14 protein-coding genes, 1 pseudogene and 2 riboswitches are annotated in these 19,250 nt (G+C 46.0%); of the genes and pseudogenes, 14 read left to right on the plus strand and 1 reads right to left on the minus strand.

Annotated features, from left to right (window positions below):
- Nucleotides 1-59: 59 nt before the first annotated feature.
- The 14 genes and pseudogenes from ACFTRD_RS24845 (at nt 60) to ACFTRD_RS24910 (ending at nt 17,323) form a co-directional block, all read left to right on the plus strand.
- The gene (locus ACFTRD_RS24845; RefSeq protein ID WP_379384705.1) at nt 60-2,159 is read left to right on the plus strand and encodes a methyl-accepting chemotaxis protein; all 2,100 of its coding nucleotides are present in this window, start codon (nt 60-62) and stop codon (nt 2,157-2,159) included.
- Between the two features lie 122 nt (nt 2,160-2,281).
- Complete coding sequence (locus tag ACFTRD_RS24850; protein ID WP_379384707.1) at nt 2,282-3,574, plus strand: arsenic transporter; 1,293 nt, start codon at nt 2,282-2,284, stop codon at nt 3,572-3,574.
- A 46-nt stretch (nt 3,575-3,620) separates the two neighbouring features.
- Nucleotides 3,621-3,734 (plus strand): annotated as a pseudogene (locus ACFTRD_RS24855) (DMT family transporter); the annotation flags it as partial.
- 201 nt (nt 3,735-3,935) lie between these two features.
- Entirely contained in the window at nt 3,936-5,801 is a 1,866-nt protein-coding gene (locus tag ACFTRD_RS24860; RefSeq protein ID WP_379384709.1) for a BglG family transcription antiterminator, read from the plus strand.
- Between the two features lie 18 nt (nt 5,802-5,819).
- Nucleotides 5,820-6,698, plus strand: coding sequence for a ketose-bisphosphate aldolase (locus tag ACFTRD_RS24865; protein WP_379384711.1), 879 nt, complete (start codon nt 5,820-5,822; stop codon nt 6,696-6,698).
- Nucleotides 6,699-6,713: 15 nt separating this feature from the next.
- Nucleotides 6,714-8,639: a PTS fructose transporter subunit IIABC gene (locus tag ACFTRD_RS24870; protein WP_379384713.1), complete on the plus strand. Its 1,926-nt coding sequence runs from the start codon at nt 6,714-6,716 to the stop codon at nt 8,637-8,639.
- 496 nt (nt 8,640-9,135) lie between these two features.
- A complete protein-coding gene (locus ACFTRD_RS24875) occupies nt 9,136-10,062 on the plus strand; it encodes a phosphate ABC transporter substrate-binding protein (protein ID WP_192262725.1) in 927 nt (308 codons plus the stop codon).
- A 142-nt stretch (nt 10,063-10,204) separates the two neighbouring features.
- Entirely contained in the window at nt 10,205-11,113 is a 909-nt protein-coding gene (gene pstC / locus ACFTRD_RS24880) for a phosphate ABC transporter permease subunit PstC (protein ID WP_379384715.1), read from the plus strand.
- Nucleotides 11,114-11,115: 2 nt separating this feature from the next.
- Nucleotides 11,116-12,003 carry a phosphate ABC transporter permease PstA gene (gene pstA / locus ACFTRD_RS24885; protein WP_192273088.1) on the plus strand — a complete coding sequence of 296 codons (888 nt, stop codon included), beginning with the start codon at nt 11,116-11,118 and terminating at the stop codon, nt 12,001-12,003.
- A 12-nt stretch (nt 12,004-12,015) separates the two neighbouring features.
- Complete coding sequence (gene pstB / locus ACFTRD_RS24890) at nt 12,016-12,771, plus strand: phosphate ABC transporter ATP-binding protein PstB (RefSeq protein WP_192262728.1); 756 nt, start codon at nt 12,016-12,018, stop codon at nt 12,769-12,771.
- Nucleotides 12,772-13,250: 479 nt separating this feature from the next.
- A riboswitch (glycine riboswitch) is annotated at nt 13,251-13,373 on the plus strand.
- 4 nt (nt 13,374-13,377) lie between these two features.
- Nucleotides 13,378-13,505, plus strand: a riboswitch (glycine riboswitch).
- 111 nt (nt 13,506-13,616) lie between these two features.
- Nucleotides 13,617-14,306 carry an L-serine ammonia-lyase, iron-sulfur-dependent subunit beta gene (gene sdaAB, locus ACFTRD_RS24895; protein WP_192262729.1) on the plus strand — a complete coding sequence of 230 codons (690 nt, stop codon included), beginning with the start codon at nt 13,617-13,619 and terminating at the stop codon, nt 14,304-14,306.
- Entirely contained in the window at nt 14,296-15,234 is a 939-nt protein-coding gene (gene sdaAA, locus ACFTRD_RS24900) for an L-serine ammonia-lyase, iron-sulfur-dependent, subunit alpha (protein WP_379384718.1), read from the plus strand. Before sdaAB ends, sdaAA begins: the two co-directional genes overlap by 11 nt.
- A 249-nt stretch (nt 15,235-15,483) precedes the next feature.
- On the plus strand, nt 15,484-16,701 hold the full coding sequence (locus ACFTRD_RS24905) for a YhgE/Pip domain-containing protein (protein WP_379384720.1): 1,218 nt from the start codon (nt 15,484-15,486) through the stop codon (nt 16,699-16,701).
- A 109-nt stretch (nt 16,702-16,810) separates the two neighbouring features.
- A complete protein-coding gene (locus ACFTRD_RS24910; protein ID WP_379384723.1) occupies nt 16,811-17,323 on the plus strand; it encodes a helix-turn-helix transcriptional regulator in 513 nt (170 codons plus the stop codon).
- A 113-nt stretch (nt 17,324-17,436) separates the two neighbouring features.
- Here the strand turns inward: ACFTRD_RS24910 and ACFTRD_RS24915 are convergent, their stop codons facing one another.
- On the minus strand, nt 17,437-19,191 hold the full coding sequence (locus ACFTRD_RS24915; RefSeq protein ID WP_379384725.1) for an alpha-glycosidase: 1,755 nt from the start codon (nt 19,189-19,191) through the stop codon (nt 17,437-17,439).
- Nucleotides 19,192-19,250: the final 59 nt, after the last annotated feature.

Genomic DNA, 19,250 nt, shown 5'->3' on the forward strand with positions numbered 1-19,250 from the left:
AGAACAGGAAGGTTCTACATAAAAAGAAAAAGGGCAGATTTATTTGGAGGGGGAGAAGTATGATGAGTGAAATTCGGGAGAAAGAGCAAGTAAAGGCAGCAACCAAACCTGCCAAATCCAAAGATAATAAACCGAAAAAGAAGAACAAGAAGAAAAAAGGTTTCGTCTGGAACATCAGAAATAAATTACTGGTGTCTTTCCTGGCAGTTTTACTGTTGCCTAGTCTGACCATAGGGATCGTTACGCTGCTTATCGCGGATCATACGGTGGAAGACCAACTGATGGATAGTGCCAAACAAAGTGTGGACACAACGAATTCCATCATTGAGACACATGTGGATGCGAAGATGAATGATATCAATTATTTTGCCGGTGTGATCGAAAAGGCCGTGATCAAAGGGCAAAGTCACAGTCCTGAACTTGAGACGAAACTGAAACAGTATCTAGGACTGCATCCAGATGCTTTAAATATTTTTGTGGGGACCAAAGAGGGCGTGATGGTCCGTGGTAAGGAATCAACTGGTAGTGGACAAGGGTCCAGTTATGATCCGCGGGAACGGGAATGGTACAAGCTTGCAATGGAGAAACCGGGTACTGCAGTAGTTTCACCTGTGTCAAAGAATACGGATGGTATTGCGGTTGTATTTGTATCCAAAACGCTTGAAGATCAATCGGGTGTTGTAGGTTTATCCCTGAATCTGACTGAGCTGCGTGAGCAGGCGTCCATTAAGGTGGGCAAAGAAGGATATGTCGTTATCCTGGATTCGAAAAAAAACTATGTCGTATCGCCAGTTGTGGAAGCTGGTACACCAGAACAGACGACAACACTTGATCCAATGTATGAGAGTAACGAAGGCGAGTTCGATTATATCTATAATGAAGATGCCAAAACGATGATTTATTCAACCAATGAAGCGACAGGCTGGAAAATAGGCGGCACGTTGTTAAAGAGTGAAGTATCCAATGCAAGCAAAGAGATCCGGATGGCAACCTTGATAGTTATCGTGGCGGCTACTCTTCTAACGTTATTGTTCATTATCTGGTTTACACGTTCCATGTTGCGTCCAATCAAACGTCTGCAGGAATCCGCGAGAGCCGTGAGCAAAGGTGATCTGACTGTGAAAATGGAAACAGGACGCAAAGATGAAGTTGGCGATCTGGCGAAGTACTTTGAGCGAATGGTCGATAATTTGCGAATGATGATTCTAGGTGTGCAGGAAACGGCTGAGCAGGTATCTGCCTCTTCGCAGGAATTATCCGCCAGTGCAGATCAAACAACCAAGGCCATTGAACATTCAACGATGGCTATTCAGGAACTCGCCGAAGGTGCCGAGCAGCAAGTGAAGAGTGTAACGGATGGATCAGGAATGATGAGTCGTATGGCGGAAGATGTTCGCTTGATGTCCGAACGTGTGCAATCTATTACAGAGAACATGCGACACACTTCAGGAGCGGCATACTCAGGAAATGAGGCTGCAGGCCAGGCTGTGGAACAGATGAACAGCATTCAGGAAACAGTGGAAAATCTGGCGACTGTGGTTCAGTCCCTGAATGCCCGGTCCGTCGAGATTGGTAGCATGGTAGATGTAATCGCCACCATCTCAAAACAGACCAACCTGCTTGCCCTGAATGCTTCTATTGAAGCGGCAAGAGCGGGCGATGCTGGCCGCGGCTTCGCTGTTGTTGCGGGAGAGGTGCGCAAGCTTGCAGAAGAATCGGGGAGCTCTGCAGCGCAAATTGGTGAGTTGGTTCACAATATCCGTCAGGACATGGATGCTGCGCTGAACGCAATGAATGCAGCTCAGACTCGAGTGGAAGACGGGCTTCAGGCCGTGAACACGTCCGGGCAATCCTTTGCCCAGATTCGAGGGGCCGTGGAAGATGCTGTTCATACGCTGGATGACTTGTCCGAAACGACGAAGCAACTGGAGAATGGTGCTTCCCACGTTGCCCAAGCAATGAACGATATTTCCATCGTGACCCAAGAATCTGCTGCGAATACGGAATCCGTCTCGGCATCTTCGCAGGAACAGCTGGCATCGGTGGAAGAGATTGCTTCGTCTTCGGCACATCTGAACAGCATGGCAGAGCAATTGCAAGGGTTGCTGGGGATGTTCAAGATGGTGGAGGACACACCGAAGGATGGGGACAAGTCCTAACCATAATTAGAAGGAAATAAAGATAGACATTTCTCCTGTAGCCATGTATAAATAGATCGTCTGGTTTATCCGCAGGAATTGCGGTGTAATCATGATGGGAATATAGCGGCGCAGGAGGCTTTATGACGTATATAGCAATTCTGATTTTTGTACTGACCATCACACTGGTCATCTGGCAGCCACGTGGATTGGGAATCGGCTGGTCCGCCATGGGTGGGGCTGTGCTGGCATTAATATGTGGTGTGGTCAGTCTGAACGATGCATCTGATGTGGCATCCATTGTATGGAATGCAACGCTGGCCTTTGTCGGCATTATTATGATTTCATTAATACTCGATGAGACGGGTTTCTTCGAATGGGCGGCTCTTCATATGGCAAGATTGGCGGGAGGGAATGGACGCAGACTGTTTATCTATTCCATTTTGCTGGGGGCGGCGGTGTCCGCTCTCTTCGCCAATGATGGTGCAGCGCTTATCCTGACTCCGATTGTGCTGGCGATGGTACGTGCATTGAAGTTCGATGAGCGCATGGTGCTCGCCTTTGTTATGGCTAGTGGATTTATCGCAGATACAACCTCGTTGCCGCTGGTGGTCAGCAATCTGGTAAATATCGTATCTGCCGATTATTTCGGTATCACCTTTGTGGAATATGCGGTGCGGATGATCGTGCCCAATCTATTTTCGATCGTGGCGAGTACAGGCATGCTATTCTTGTTTTATCGCAAAAGCATCCCGCTTCGCTATGATATCTCCGCAGCACGTGATCCAAGGGAAGCTATTCGTGACCCTCGGATGTTCCGCATCTCCTGGTTCATGCTGGTGCTGCTATTGGTTGCCTATGCATCCAGCGAGTTCTTGCCGATTCCAGTATCGGTTATCGTTGGTGCAGTGGCTCTTTTGTTCGCCATATTAGCGAGAAAGAGCGAAGCCGTTGACATGAAACGCGTGATCAAGGAAGCTCCATGGTCGATTGTGGTGTTCTCGGTGGGCATGTATATCGTTGTATATGGACTACGCAATGCCGGGTTAACCGATTACCTAAGCCGCTGGCTTGATGCCATAGCGGACCACGGTCTGCTGGCTGCTTCAATAGGGATGGGCATGATTGCAGCGATATTGTCTTCAGTAATGAATAATCTTCCCACTGTGTTAATTAACGCATTGGCGATCCAGGGTGCACACACCGAAGGCATTGTGCGTGAGGCACTGATTTATGCCAATGTAATTGGTTCCGACTTGGGCCCCAAAATGACCCCGATCGGCTCACTTGCCACATTGCTGTGGCTGCATGTGCTGTCCCGTAAAGGTGTGAAGATTACATGGGGATATTATTTCAAGGCAGGCATAATCTTAACGATCCCTACACTATTAATCACCCTCGTCGGACTGGCTCTGTGGTTATGGATTTTGGGTTAGTAAAGTCAGATTTTACATTTTCAAAAGTAGAACAGACCGTTAAGGGTCTGGAGTAGGTGCTGTAGCAACAGCATTAATTTCTGTGTTGATCTGGAAAGAAAAGATCAATACAGGTAGTGTTGTAGGGATCGCGCTTATTGTCATTGGTGTAGTGGTACTATATACAGAAACCAACCCTTGCAGAAGGTTGGTTTTTTTTTGCGTTCTGTTGTCCTTCCCAAACGATCCTTAAATAGTATATTAACTTAGAAAAATAGGCATCATTAAACGAATACACGATCACTTCCTAACTATTAGGAAAGAGTATAGGCTTGGTGGATATAAAGCGCTTGCATTACTATGAGTGTAAGGAGGAAGCCAAATGAGAAAACGTTACATTAAGCTATTAGAGCATTTAAAACAATCTGAGCATGATTTTGTGAGTGGAAGCGAATTAGCTAATCTATTTGATGTAACGACTAGAACGATTCGTAATGACATCAAAGAAATGAATGAAAATTATTTAGATAAAGCAATGATCATTGGCAATACTCGCAAAGGATACAAGTTAGTCGGGGATTTATCCAGCCTGCATAAAAATGAAGATGATGACGAAGAAAGAGCATTTCATATTATCAAAGCTCTGTTATCGCAGACTGATTTTATTACGTATGAAGACCTTGCTAGAACACTTTATTTTTCGACTCAAACGATCCGTAAAGATGTGCAAAAATTAGTACAAACGATTCAAGCAGAAAAGCAGAACATCGAAATTGAAGCGATTATTTTCCAAGGTATTCGGCTTAAAGGAAGCGAAGTCGAGAAACGGATTTTGCTCAAAAAACTAGTCACTACCGATTGTCTCAAACACATGCCGATAGACGAAGCATTGCAATACTATTTCGGTGATTGGTTCAGCGAATCTTCTATTCATTGTATCTACGCTTGTATTGAAGAAGAGGTTGCCAAGTATAATTTACTGCTAAGTTTTCAAGAATTATTCTCGATCTGTGTGAATGTGTTGATCAGTCTTAAACGAGTAAGTCTTGCACAAAAAATAACTGAACAAGATATGAGGTTGGATCATACAAGTTTTGAAGAATTAAAGATAGCCCAATCCATTCTGATCCGTCTGGCTCAAGAAATGGATGTTCCTTTTGATGAATATGAGTATCAGTATTTAGGCTACCTGCTTATCGCATTGCAGATCTTACCTAAGAAAAATGAAGAAATTGGACATGAACACGGTAATGAAATTGAACAAAAAATCAAATTAGTGATCCAAAAAGTTGGAGAGCAATACGGATTTATCAGCCACAAAAACGAAGAGTTATTTGATCGATTATTAGCGCATATTACCAAATTATTATACCCATTAAAGTATTATTTCCCTGTCGAAAATCCTTTTATTGCTCAAATAAAATCAGAATACACCAATGCTTATAATGTCGCGGTTGTGTTGGCAAAAGAATTGCAATTTTGCCTAAATATCAAAATACCTGAAAATGAAATCGGTTACTTGACGCTACACATTATGGGCATTATTGAGAACTCTCAAGATAACAGAAAACGTATTGCAATTATTTATGGCAAAAATCTATTAGTCGGCAAGCTGTTGGAGCGTAAGATTAATCTCTATTTTCCGAATATTAGAATCGATAGTTTACTAGCTAATCATGAAATACATCTTCTTCCCGAAGGAATTGAAACGATTATTGCAACGAGCGAGATTGCGGAGCAACAGCAGTTAAATGTACAAAATATCATTCTGGTAAGTGAAATGATTACAAGTGATGATATGAAGAATATTTCGATTCAGCTAAATCGTGGACTACTCAAATATTATTTATCACCAGATGATGTTTTTTTCTTAAATGAAGACAATCCAATCGATTTGTTAAAAAAACTTACAGAACTAGGCGATATTCAGCATTTATATACCAGTATTGTGGAAAGAGAAAAAATGTCGAGTACCAATATGGGGAATTTGGTCGCGATGCCCCATCCATTTGATTGTGGAGATAACAAAAAACTACGTGTACTGGTGGCGATTAATAAGCAGAAAATACTATGGGGTGATCAGATGGCGCAGATCATTTTTCTGTTTATTCCGCCGAAAGATCAGAAGGTGAATAACACCAAATTTTTCGAAGAAATTTACGATGTGTTTAAGCAGACCAATATGGCAGAAAAACTACTCCATATCACCAATTACGATGAATTTTTGGAAGTCTGGTCTTCCAAATAAACCCTAGGAGGAATTCAAATGTTAATCAATATGAAAGATTTACTTAAAGTAGCGTATGAAAATAAATTTGCAGTCGGATCATTTAATGTAGCCAATAGCGAGTTCGTCAAAGTGGTAATTACAGCCGCAGAGGAGCAGAATTCGCCTGCGATTATGCAGATTCACCCGAATGAAATCGATCTAGTCACTGATGGGTTTATAGCTTATGTCCGAGAAGCGGCATCCAAGTCTAAAGTGCCGTTTGTTATTCACCTGGATCATGGAGCGACGATCAAAGATATTACGCGTTCGATTCGTAATGGGTATACATCAGTCATGATGGATGCATCTCATTTACCTTTTGAGGAAAATGTTGCGGCAACCAAAGAAGCGGTTGAACTGGCTCATCTGGTCGATGTATCTGTAGAAGGTGAACTAGGTACGATCGGGAGTAATGAAGGCAGCTCAGAAGGTGGAGCTGACGAGATTTTGTATACAAATCCAGAAGAAGCGGCGATTTTTGTAGAACAAACAGGTATCGATACACTTGCTGTCGCTGTAGGTACTTCACATGGTATTTATCCTCAATCCAAAGATCATTCGATCAAGATCGATCGTTTGAAACAAATTCATGAAAAAGTAAAAATTCCGTTAGTGCTACATGGTGGATCAGATAATCCTGATGAAGAGATTAGAGAAGCAGTGAAGCATGGGATAGCGAAGATCAATTTATCAACCGATATGAAGCGAGCATTCTATAACCAATTAAGAGCGACACTCGATGCGAATCCGAATGCATATGAACCGGATCAACTGATGCCTGAGGCGACCAAAGCGGCAACAGAACTGGTGAAGAAAAAAATGGATCTGTTCGGTTCTACAGGTAAAGCATCCCTTTATAAACTGGGAGAAATTTAAGAGGAGAGATCCATAATGAAGATTTCTAATGTCTTAAAACCAGAAAATATCATATTAGATGTCACCGCTACGACCAAAGCCGAATTAATAGATGAATTGTCGCAAAAGTTAAACGATAACGGCTATTTAAGCGATATTGAGCAATTTAAAAAAGATATCTGGGCACGTGAAGAACAGGTTCCTACAGAAGTGGGATTCGGAATAGCCATTCCACATGCCAAGTCTACTGGAGTACAGTCCCCTGCCATTATTATGGGCAGATCATTAAGCGGTATTGAATATAGTATCGAATCATGTAATTTATTTTTTATGATTGCAGTCGATCAAGACTCTTCATCAGAGCATTTGCAGACATTATCCAAAATTTCGACCTTTTTGATGGATGAACTATTTAGAGCGAAGCTTATCCTTGCTCGAGATCAAGAAGATATTGTCCGTTTATTTGAACAGGCAGAAGAGCAAGATGCGCAGGCGCTTCATAGTCCTAAAAAGTATGCTGGCAAAAAAGTGGTTGGAGTTACAGGCTGTCCTACAGGAATCGCCCATACGTTTATGGCAGCGGAAGCATTGAAAAATGCGGCTAAAGAACTCGGTGTAAACATTAAAGTGCAAACCAATGGATCAACAGGTGTTGGAAATCAATTGACTCCTGAAGATATTGCTGAAGCTGATGGTATTATTGTGGCGGCAGATGTCAAAGTCGATATGGATGTTTTTGGCGATCGTCCAGTGATCAAAACATCTGTCAAAAATGGAGTTCATCATGCACAAGAGTTAATTGAAGATGCGATTGCTGGAAAAGGTGTCGTTTTGAATCAAGGCAACAGTAATCTTAAAGAAGCAAAAGAAAAAACACGCTTAAAGCAGCCTAAAATATACAGCCATATTATGAATGGTGTATCATTTATGATTCCTTTTGTAGTCGCAGGCGGTATATTGATTGCGCTTTCGTTTATGTTTGGTATTCATGCGGCTGATCCAACTAGCCCGGACTATAATGCTTTCGCCGCTTTTTTAAGTACAGCAGGGGGTAGTGCTGCTTTCGCATTGATGGTTCCTGTATTAGCAGGGTATATTGCGTATAGTATTGCTGACCGTCCAGGTTTGGCACCTGGTATGATTGGTGGGATGCTGGCAACTATTGGAGGTTCAGGATTTTTGGGAGGTATGCTAGCTGGATTTATCGCCGGTTATACGATCCTAGCTTTGAAAAAATTAGTCAAAGGCATTCCCGACTCACTACAAAGCCTGTCACCTGTGCTGATCTTGCCATTAGTAGGTTCATTTATAACCGCCTTGATTATGTACTTTGTCATCAACAGTCCGATGGCTTGGATCAATGAGTCGTTACAAGGTTGGCTAAATGGCTTAACAGGCTCGAATGCTATTTTATTAGGAGCACTTCTGGCTGGAATGATGGCATCTGATATGGGAGGGCCGATTAACAAAACAGCATCTGCATTTGGACTGGCGATGTTCGCCAACCAGATCTTTGAACCTTCTGCTGCTCTGATGGTTGGAGGCATGGTTCCGCCATTGGGTATTGCATTAGCTACAACATTATTCAAAAATAAATTTTCAATCGAAGAACGTAATGCAGGCAAAGCAGCTTATATTATGGGTGCATCGTTTATTACAGAAGCCGCGATTCCGTTTGCCGCAAATGATCCCTTGCGAGTTATTCCTTCCAACATTGTAGGGGCAGCGATTGGTGGAGGAATGTGCATGGCTCTGGGTATTTCGTTACAAGCTCCTCACGGTGGGATCTTTGTTATTCCGATTGCGGCAAGTAATCCATTACTTTATATTGTCTGTATTTTAGTAGGTTCCATCATTACAGCTTGTATGATTGGATTGTTAAAGAAACCTGTATACCAACCACAGAGTAATACAAACGAGCCATCAGAAAAGAAAGCCGTAACCACTATGAAATCTGCATAACTTCTCTAACCAGCTGGTGCCATGCACTGGCTGGTTAGAGAAGTTTTTTGTTTGTTCTATATATCGGATTGATTCAATATCTACATAAAGTATTTACACAAGGCCAGCCTTTTATAGAGCTGGCCTTTTTTTTGCTTTCTCCCAGGCTGTGGATTGAAACGTCTGGGAGCTACCAAACAACAACGAAGTAGTGGAGGAGACGGAATCGATTCTGAAGAAGCGAAGCGTTCGCCTTTGTTTCTGAATTTTACCATTTGGAATATTAGATCAAAAAAATTTGGAAACAACAGCGATCGGAAGAACGATCCGGAACCGGAATGGTTGCTCGAAAGTTGATTTAACCCAAATATTTCAATATTCAGCCTACATTTTTAACATTGCGTTTACAAAACAATGATTTTGAGATGACATAACAAAACTACAATGAGTAAAGAGTTGATGGTGATCAAACAAATTCACAAAACGCCATCACTAATTTGGGGGAGGAAAACAAAACATGTTTAAAAAGTTGCCGTTTATTTTGATGACCTTAACGTTCGTACTGGTGCTCGCAGCATGCGGATCGAAAAATGACGCAGGTACAGACGGTGCCGCAAGCAATGGTGCAGGCGAAACCGCTACTGAACTCAGCGGGAACATCCTGGCTGTTGGTTCAACAGCACTGCAACCTCTGGTAGAGCAAGCTGGACAAAAATTTATGGCAGTTGATGAATATAAGAACGTAACGGTACAAGTACAAGGCGGCGGTAGTGGTACGGGTCTGACACAAGTATCCGACGGACAAGCTACAATCGGTAACTCTGACGTATTTGCAGAAGAGAAAATCGACGATGCAGCAAAAGTGAGCGAACTGAAAGATCACCAAGTGGCTGTAGTAGCAATCGCTCCTGTAAGCAACAAAGATGCAGGTGTACAAGACTTGACGAAGCAACAACTTATCGACATTTTCTCCGGTAAAATTACGAACTGGAAAGATGTTGGCGGTAAGGATCAAGCGATCGTTATCGTAAACCGTCCTAGCAGCTCCGGTACTCGTGCAACATTTGAGAACTTTGCACTGGGCACAAAAGTAGAAGATATCCAAGGTTCGATTCAGGAAGATTCCTCCGGTACAGTTAAGAAGCTGGTAGCTGAAACTCCGGGAGCTATTGGTTACCTGGCTCTGTCCTACCTGGATGACAGCCTGCAAGTGTTGAAATACGAAGGTGTAGAAGCGACGGTTGAGAACGTAGAAGCAGGAACTTATCCAGTATGGGCTTACGAGCACATGTACACCAAGGGTGACCCTGACGCAGCAACAAAAGCATTCCTCGACTACATCCTGAGTGATGAAATTCAGCAAAAAGACGTGACTGAGCTTGGTTACATCCCGGTATCCGGCATGAAAGTGAAACGTGATGCAGCAGGCACTGTGACGAAATAATCTTTGAACTTGCGCATACAGCGAGAGAGGCGGACCCAGGTCCTGCCTCTTTGCGCGGTTTGCTCTGGATTTATCCCATATTTTGCATGAATTCTACTATAGAAGGATGGTTGTTATGGAACAGACCGAAGGGGGAACGGTAATGAACAACAAGTTGAAATCGCGCCGGCCCTTGAGAGAAAAGCATTACTGGGAAGAGTGGACGGGACGAATCTATACGTCGATTTGTGTCGTTTTCCTGATCGTTGTCATGTTTTCCATCGTTTATTTTGTAGCGTCCAAAGGTTTGTCGACCTTTTTCCAGGATGGCGTAAGTTTGCGTGAGTTTTTATCCGGCAAAACGTGGAATCCGGCGGGTGAACCCGCTGCCTATGGGGCGTTACCGTTCATTACGGGCTCTTTCATAACGACATTTCTTGCAGCGCTGATTGCAAGTCCGCTTAGCCTGTGTGCTGCGCTCTTTATGACGGAGATCGTACCGGGTAAAGGTAAAAAAATCTTGCAGCCTGCGATAGAGCTTCTGTCCGGTATCCCTTCCGTTGTGTACGGTTTTATCGGTCTTAGTGTAATCGTACCTTTGCTGCGCAGTATCTTTGGTGGAGCTGGCGTCGGGATTGCAGCCGGATGTCTGGTTCTGTCCGTTATGATTCTGCCTACCGTAACCAGTATTATGGCGGATGCATTGTCTGCCTTGCCTAAAGGTCTTCGTGAATCTTCCTACGCCTTGGGTGCGACTCGCTGGCAAACGATCTATCGGGTCATTATTCCGACCGTTCTGCCTGCCTTGCTGACAGGGATTGTACTGGGTATGGCTCGCGCATTTGGTGAAGCCCTTGCTGTACAGATGGTCATCGGGAATGCGCCGCATGTACCGACATCCTTACTCGAATCGGCATCAACGTTAACAAGTGTAATTACCCTGAGTATGGGTAACACCACGATGGGTTCTGTTCATAACAATGCACTGTGGAGTATGGCGCTTGTCCTGCTGGTGATGACCTTTGTCTTCGTCATTCTGGTTCGCCTGCTTGAAAGGAGGAACCGGGTATGAAAATGAAGGCTAAAACGGTAGATAAAATTGCAACTTCGGTTATCGTTGTGCTGGCCCTGTTCATTGTTGTTCTTCTGCTCGGCTTGCTCGGCTTCATTCTGATACGGGGTATTGGTCAGATTAACTGGCACTTCCTGACCAGTGCACCACAGTTGCTCAAGGGCGGCGGCGGGATCGGCCCGCAGCTGTTTAACTCGATCTTCCTGCTTGTTCTGACCTTGATTATTACTATTCCGCTTGGATGGGGCGGCGGTATTTATATGGCGGAATACGCCAAACCAGGCCGGATTACAAGCTTTATTCGTCTGGTGGTCGAAGTGTTATCTTCCTTCCCGTCCATCGTTATTGGTTTGTTCGGACTTTTGCTGATCGTTAATACATTTGGTCTAGGCTTCTCCCTGTTATCGGGTGCCATGGCGCTTGCCATATTTAACCTTCCACTGATGGTGCGAACAACGGAGCAGGCGTTCCGAGCCGTACCGAAAGAGCAGAAGGAAGCGGGTCTTGCACTCGGATTGTCCAAATGGAAGATTATCACTTCCATTCTGTTGCCTGTGGCTTTGCCCAGCTTAATTACAGGTACGATTCTGGCATCGGGCCGGATCTTCGGTGAGGCAGCAGCCCTGATGTTCACGGCGGGTATGAGTAGTCCTCCGCTCGACTTCACGGATTGGAATCCAACCAGCCCAAGATCACCGATCAATCCACTGCGTCCGGCAGAGACACTGGCCGTGCACATCTGGAAAGTGAACAGTGAAGGCATTGGCCCGGATTCCAAAGAGATAGCAGCTGGCGCTTCAGCCGTGCTTGTACTTCTCGTCCTGGCGTTCAATCTGAGTGCACGCTGGATCGGTCGGGTGGTTTACCGCCGCATGACAGCTTCGAAATAAGGAGGAACCAACATGGCCATACCTTTCGGTACGGAACAGTTAAGCATATATTATGGGCATTTTCAGGCAGTGAAGCAGATTAGCCTGACGTTTCCCGAAGCGAGTGTGACGGCGCTCATCGGGCCTTCCGGCTGTGGGAAATCCACATTCCTGCGGTCGCTCAACCGGATGAACGACGAGATTGCCGGTTCCCGCACGGAGGGACATATCTGGATGGATGGCAATGATCTGAATGAACCCGGCACAGATGTAATCAAGCTGCGCCAGAAGATTGGCATGGTGTGGCAGAAGCCTAACCCTTTCCACAAGTCCATCTACAACAATATCGCGTTTGGCCCCCGCTACCGCGGTATCAAGAGTAAGAAGGCACTGGATGAGATTGTGGAAAAAAGCTTGCGCCGCGCTGCGCTCTGGGATGAGGTCAAGGACAGACTGAATGAGTCAGCCCTGGCCCTCTCGGGCGGACAGCAGCAGCGTCTCTGCATCGCCCGTGCATTGTCAGTTGAGCCGCAAATTTTGCTGCTCGACGAACCGGCATCTGCGCTTGACCCGGTATCCACGGGCAAGGTTGAGGAGCTGATCTCGGAGCTCAAGAAGGAGCTGCGGATCGTGATCGTTACCCATAACATGCAGCAGGCGGCACGCATCTCGGATTATACGGCCTATTTTTACCTGGGAAATATGATTGAGCACGGGGATACGGAGCATATTTTTACCAACCCGGACAACCGTCTGACGCAGGAATATATTATGGGACGTTTCGGTTAATCGAATTGAATTGGATGGAGTACAGTATAGAGCTATAAATAGAGAAGTAAGCGTAACACCCGGGCGATATAGTTCGGGGGTTATGCTTTTTTGTATGATCCTTCATATGGAATAGTTTCCCATAATAAAAACAATCATACTACGATATTCGTACGTACCACTCTAATTTGATACAAAGAAGGCGATGAATACCCGAACCGTTCTGTCGATCGTAACATAAATAGTACTAACCACAGATATGGCTCATAGAAAATAAAATAATGTATGCGCTTTCGTAATGAAAAGCATTAACACATTCATGTGATGAAAGTTTACAATTTGTTGATTTTTCTGTGTGTAAAATGGAAATAAGCGAATGTTAACAAATAAATCGTTAAGTTTGTTGACACTGATCTTCCGGTCGATTAATCTTAATGAGAAAGTAGTCAAAACTTCAATTATCATTCTGATCCAAGATCAGAATGGTTCCATACAGCGGATGATAGCGAGCGGGAGAGACCTGGGCAGGCTGAGTTATGGCTGGCATTCAGGCACCGAAGGAGCAAGCTGCTGCGCACCCGGCGCAGCAGTTAATCTCTCAGGTAAATGTACCATCGTTGGACGCAACTCTGGAGAGTGCGCGAAATGCGCCACCCAAGGGGTATATGATCAAGCGGCAAGGTGTAACCTGTGAAATACAGGGAAGGCATCTAACGTGCTTCTTATCATGAAACTCTCAGGTATCGAGGACAGAGAGAGGGCTCATAGCCTTCTTCTGTCCTTTTTTGATGTCATCATTCAGTAATAAAGGAACATTATGGGCGTAGGTCTGGATGAAAATGACGATTATAAATGGAGGGTTTGCGATGCGTTTTAAAGACGTTTTTTCAATTATTGGCCCGTCGATGACAGGGCCATCAAGTTCACATACGGCTGGAGCGGCACGATTGGGACGAATTGCCCGTCAGTGGCTGGGATGCACGCCAGAACGGGCCCGGCTTACTCTGTACGGCTCGTTTGCCGATACGTATCAGGGGCACGGCACGGATCTCGCGTTGATCGGTGGTCTGCTTGATTATGTCACCGACGATCCGCGTATCCCGGATGCAGAGCAATATGCTGAGGAAGCGGGCATGGAGGTTGAGTTTTTCACAAGCGGTCTGCCGGCTCCCCATCCGAATACGGTCAAGATTGAATTGTGGCATGGGGAGCGCAAATGTTCTTTAATCGGTGCATCCATTGGTGGTGGCAGTGTATCGGTTCATGCCTTGAATGATTTCCGGGTACAGATCAGCGGAGAGTTTCCGACGCTTGTTCTGCGTCATTCAGACAAAGCCGGGGTTCTCGCTTCGGTAACGTCCACAATCAGCTCGTCAGGTGTGAACATCGGGTATATGCAAGTTGATCGGAAAGCCAGGGATGGTGAAGCCTTGACTGCGATGGAGATGGATGGTGTGCCAAATCCCGAGATGTTGAATCGTCTGCGATCGCTGGACCATGTCCTTGAAATTCGCGTCATCGATTTGAAGAGAGGAGTGGAGCCGGATGCGGTTTAAACATCTACATGAACTGAATACCATTTGTACAGCGGAGTCCAAAACCATTGCCGAACTGATGATCGAAGAGCAGGTTCAGGAAACCAATACTCCGAGAGCCGATGTTGTGCGGCAGATGTCGGATTACTATCAGGTGATGAAGGAAGCTGTGCACAAGGGGCTGACTGAAGATACGACATCACGCAGCGGTCTGACAGGCGGAGACGGCAAAAAAATGGCCGAATATATTCGCCAAGGCGAGACTTGCTCTGGAGATGCTTCTGCATTAGCTATGGCGTATGCCTTATGTGTATCGGAAGTGAATGCCTCCATGGGCCGGATCGTAGCGACACCGACAGCGGGCTCCTGCGGCATTATTCCAGGTGTGTTTATCAGCTCCCAGGAGCGTTTTGGCTGGAGTGACGAGCATTTGGTAAACGGTCTGTTCTGTGCAGGTGCGATTGGATATGTTATTGCCAACAACTCGTTTATTTCCGGGGCTGAAGGCGGCTGTCAGGCGGAAGTAGGTTCAGCAATCGGCATGGCTGCGGGTGCCATGGTTGAACTACGAGGAGGTACACCAGAGCAGGTTGTCCATGCGGTAGGTCTCGCGTTAAAAAATACACTGGGCCTCATCTGTGATCCGGTTGCGGGCCTCGTGGAGATCCCGTGTATCGTCCGTAACGGACTCGGTGCGGTAACCGCGCTGGCTGCGGCCGATATGGCACTGGCCGGGGTGCGCAGCGCCATTCCGTCAGACGAAGTTATAGATGTCATGCTGGAAGTGGGCAGTGCGATGCCAAGCAGGCACCGTGAAACGGCTCAAGGCGGGCTCGCTCAAACGCCAACTGGACGGAAAATGATGGAAAAGCTGGCCAAACCGAAGGCGAAGCGTGCAGAACCTGAGTCTGAGTCTCCTGGTGAAAATGAACCAGAAGCTAAGGCATAATCTCCTTAGCCTGAAATCAATTTTGATGCCTGGAGCCCTTTAATATAAAAAAATAATATGCTTCATCATGATACGTAAAGCCGATACGAATGCTTCCTAGAGAAGAATTGTATCGGCTTTTTTGCTGTTTAAACAGAGAGCAAATAAAATAGAGTTGACGTTTATATATCGAATTGTTATATTGATAATTGTCATATATCGATATGATATATAATAGCGAAGAATGCCATGCCTAAGGAGAGAGATAGGATGAAAAGTATATTTCACACGAGTCTGTTGTTTATGAGAAACGGTGCTACGATTGTTGGTTTGATTACAGCTGTGCTGTTCCAGGTCTTTTTTAACTTCATCTGGCTTAGTGGCTATGATCAGGTTAATGCGCGGATGACTCAGCTTGCAGTAACCATTGTGAATGAAGATGGAAATGAAGCTGAGCCAGTGGCAAAGTCTCTGGCCACGAATCTGGATTTCGAGATCAAACCATCCGGATCAATGGAAGAAGCGAGACAGCTGTTAACGGATCGGGATGTGTACATGATCATTGAGATTCCATCCGGTTTTATGCAGCGGGCGGGAGACCTGTCGAGACCGGTGTCCGTGAAGTATGTGATGAATGAATCCAACGTGGCTACGGTAAAAAGTGTGATGCAGACCGTATCCGCCCAAGTTACAGCGGCATTGAACCGTGAAGTTCAACAAAACAGCATTCACCACATGCTGGATCAATCCGGTATGGCTGCAGAGCAGGCGAATGTACTGGCACAGGGGTTATCTTCCCGTGTAGAGGCAGACGTGGAGCGGGTGAATCCAGTCCAGAATTTTGCCTTTTCTATGGTACCCATGTTGATTGTGACGGCTACGTTTACGGGTGCAATGCTGCTTGGAATGAACCTGCAGAAAGTCTCTGGCGAATTGAGTAGTAAAACAGGGAAATGGGAACGATTCTGGGCTCGGAATATGATCAATCTGGGTGCAGCGTTCATCGTATCGCTGGTTGGAGCGAGTATGATGCATCTTATGGGAGTGTCATCAGTGGATGGATGGTGGATGTTATGGCTGTTTCAATGGCTGATCACCTTAACCTTTTTGTTTGTAGCACAATTGAGCCTGTTGTTGCTTGGAAATGCAGGTGCCTGGTTGAACAGTGCGTTGCTGCCTTTGCTGATGCTGACCTCCGGCTCGACAATACCACGAGATGTATTGCCTGACTTCTATCAACAAATAGGTCACTATTTGCCTGCCACCTACGCGGTGGAGGGTATGATGAATCTGGTGCTTGGAGGTAATGGAATTCACAGGGATGTTCTACTTCTCACAGTGATTGGAACGTCAACACTGGTTCTGGGTGTTCTGTACACGTGGATCCGGCGATCTGTCCCGGCTCGTTCTGACATGTCTTTGGAATCGAAGCCTGCTGAGACCCCTGCTGTAATGGCTGGAAACCTGCCTTCACCAGATCATGGATAACAAATACGCTCCTATATGCCGAAACAACCGTTAGTGAAACGTCTGATGATGTTGAATGAAATAGGGAGGATGTGATACGTTAAGGGGAATTGAAAGGAGCGGTACACCGATGAACACGCAGCATGTCATCCTCGGAATACTGCACAATCAGCCATGTTCCGGATATGAGATCAAGCAGTACTTTGAACAATACTTTTCATTTTTCTTCGATGCCAGCTTTGGCACCATCTATCCCACGCTTGCCAAAATGGAAAAGTTGGGATTGCTGACCAAGGAATCGGTTAGACAAGAAGGGAAGCCTGACAAAAACGTGTATACACTAACGCCGAAGGGGGCAGCGGAGTTTAACACCTATTTGATGAGTCCCTTGGAAGCGGAGGTGTTCCGATCCGACTTTCTCATGCGTTTGTATTTCGGAGAGTTGGCGGATGAAGATACCGTATCAGGGTGGATTCGGTCGGAACTAAAGCGTAAAGAATTGTTGTATGCCGAGCTTCAGCGCCAGATGGAGCAATTTGGTGAACAGATCTCACCTTCACAGCGCTTATGTATGCAAGTGGGGCTCGTCCAATATGAGGCTACCATCCAATTGCTCAGGGAGCAGGTAAACGCGTCAGAATGAGTTTCGCAACAAAAATCCTGACGTTAAACTGTGACTGTTCCAATGATCGATCCTTAACGCCAAATAAGCGCTCAACAGATCCGTTACAGGTCTATGAGCGCTTATTTATCGTATTACACGGGATTCGAACTTAGCACAGCGTATCCATATGCGGGCAGCTCGACCGCCAGAATACCCTCCTCCTTGGCTGTACGATAATTCTCTCCAAATAATTCCTTCCATTCCCTGTTACCCGCTTCCAGCTCGACGATAGCCGTTTCTTCCGAGCGATTGAACAAGATCAGAATGCGTTCCTCGTCACTTTGCCGTTCCAGGACCAGCTGGCTTCCTTCGGCACGGGCCTGCAGGAATCGAACGCGGCCTTCTGCGCGCAAGGCAGGATGAGCATGGCGAAGTGCAATGAGCTGCTGATAAAAGGTGAACAACTCGCGGTCCTGCTTCGCTTCGTCCCACTCCATGCATTTCCGGCATCCCGGATCAGCGCCGCCATCCAGCCCAATCTCGTCCCCGTAATAGATGCAAGGTGTGCCCAAGTAGGTGAACTGGAACAGAGCCGCCAACTTCATTTTGCGCTGGTCACCTTCACATAGCGTCAGCAGCCTTGGAGTATCATGGCTGTCCAGCAGGTTGAAGGCCACTTCACTGGCCTGCAGCGGATAACGTGACAATTGTCGGCCGATGGAGTCCGCGAATGTCTCGGCATTCATTTTATTTTTCACAAAGAAACCATTCACGGCATCGGTAAACGGATAGTTCATGGAGGCATCGAACTGGTCACCTTGCAGCCAGGCTGAGGATTCATTCCATATCTCCCCGAGAATGTACGCATCCGGATTTGCAGCTTTCACCACTCGGCGGAAGTCACGCCAGAATGCATCATCCACTTCATCCGCGACATCCAGTCGCCAGCCGTCCATACCCACTTCCTTAATCCAATACTCCGCAACCTTGAGCAGATAGTCCTTCACCTCGGAATTTTCCGTGTTCAGCTTCGGCATGTGAGGCTCAAATCCAAAGGTCTCATAGGTAGGGATGCCATCCTTCACATCCAGCGGAAATTCATGCACATGGAACCAATCCTTGTACTTGGACTTCTCCCCGTTCTCCTGCACGTCCACAAATGGTGCGAACGTTTTCCCGGAATGATTGAACACCGCGTCCAGGAGCACCCGGATGCCACGTTCATGACACAGCTTGACCAGTCGTTTGACCGTGTCTGCATCTCCGAAATGCTGATCTACTCGCAGATAGTCCTCGGTATCATACTTATGGTTGGTGGTTGCCGCGAAGATGGGGGTAAAATAGATAGCGTTAATGCCCAGCTCGCTGAGATAGTCCAGATGATCCATCACGCCCTGGAGGTCACCGCCGAAGAAATTAAACGGTGTAGGTTCGCCGCCCCAAGGTTCGACATTCTCCGGATTAAGGTCAGGGTTGCCATTGGCAAACCGCTCGGGGAAGATCTGATAGAAAACAGCATCCTTCACCCAAGCAGGTGGTGTAAAAACAGCACCCGGATGAATATACGGGAACTGAAACATTTGCCCGGGATCGTCGGGTTCATGTTCCTGGAAATCCGTTTCGGACATCCAGATCTGCTCGTCTCCGCTTTTTAGCAAAAAAGAGTACTTCAGGCGATGGTAAGGAGGCTTTACTTCACCCTCGTAATAATCGAACATGGAGTCAGATGCGAATTTGGCTAAAGGAATCAGTTCTTTGGTATTGTCCCATGCGTACTTGTCACCCGTCATGGCGTATACTTCGGTGAGATCATTCTTTTTGGCGCGCAGACGCAGACGAACGGTATCCTTGTCGTAGGCGTAAGCCCAGTTTCGCTTGGGTTGATGATAGATGGCTTCCAGCAGCATGTTAAAATTCCTCCCGTCTATACCCTATGTATGTACTTCATGGACCTTATGACATGATA

The sequence above is a fragment of the Paenibacillus sp. NPDC056933 genome (assembly GCF_042674385.1).
GTDB lineage: Bacteria > Bacillota > Bacilli > Paenibacillales > Paenibacillaceae > Paenibacillus.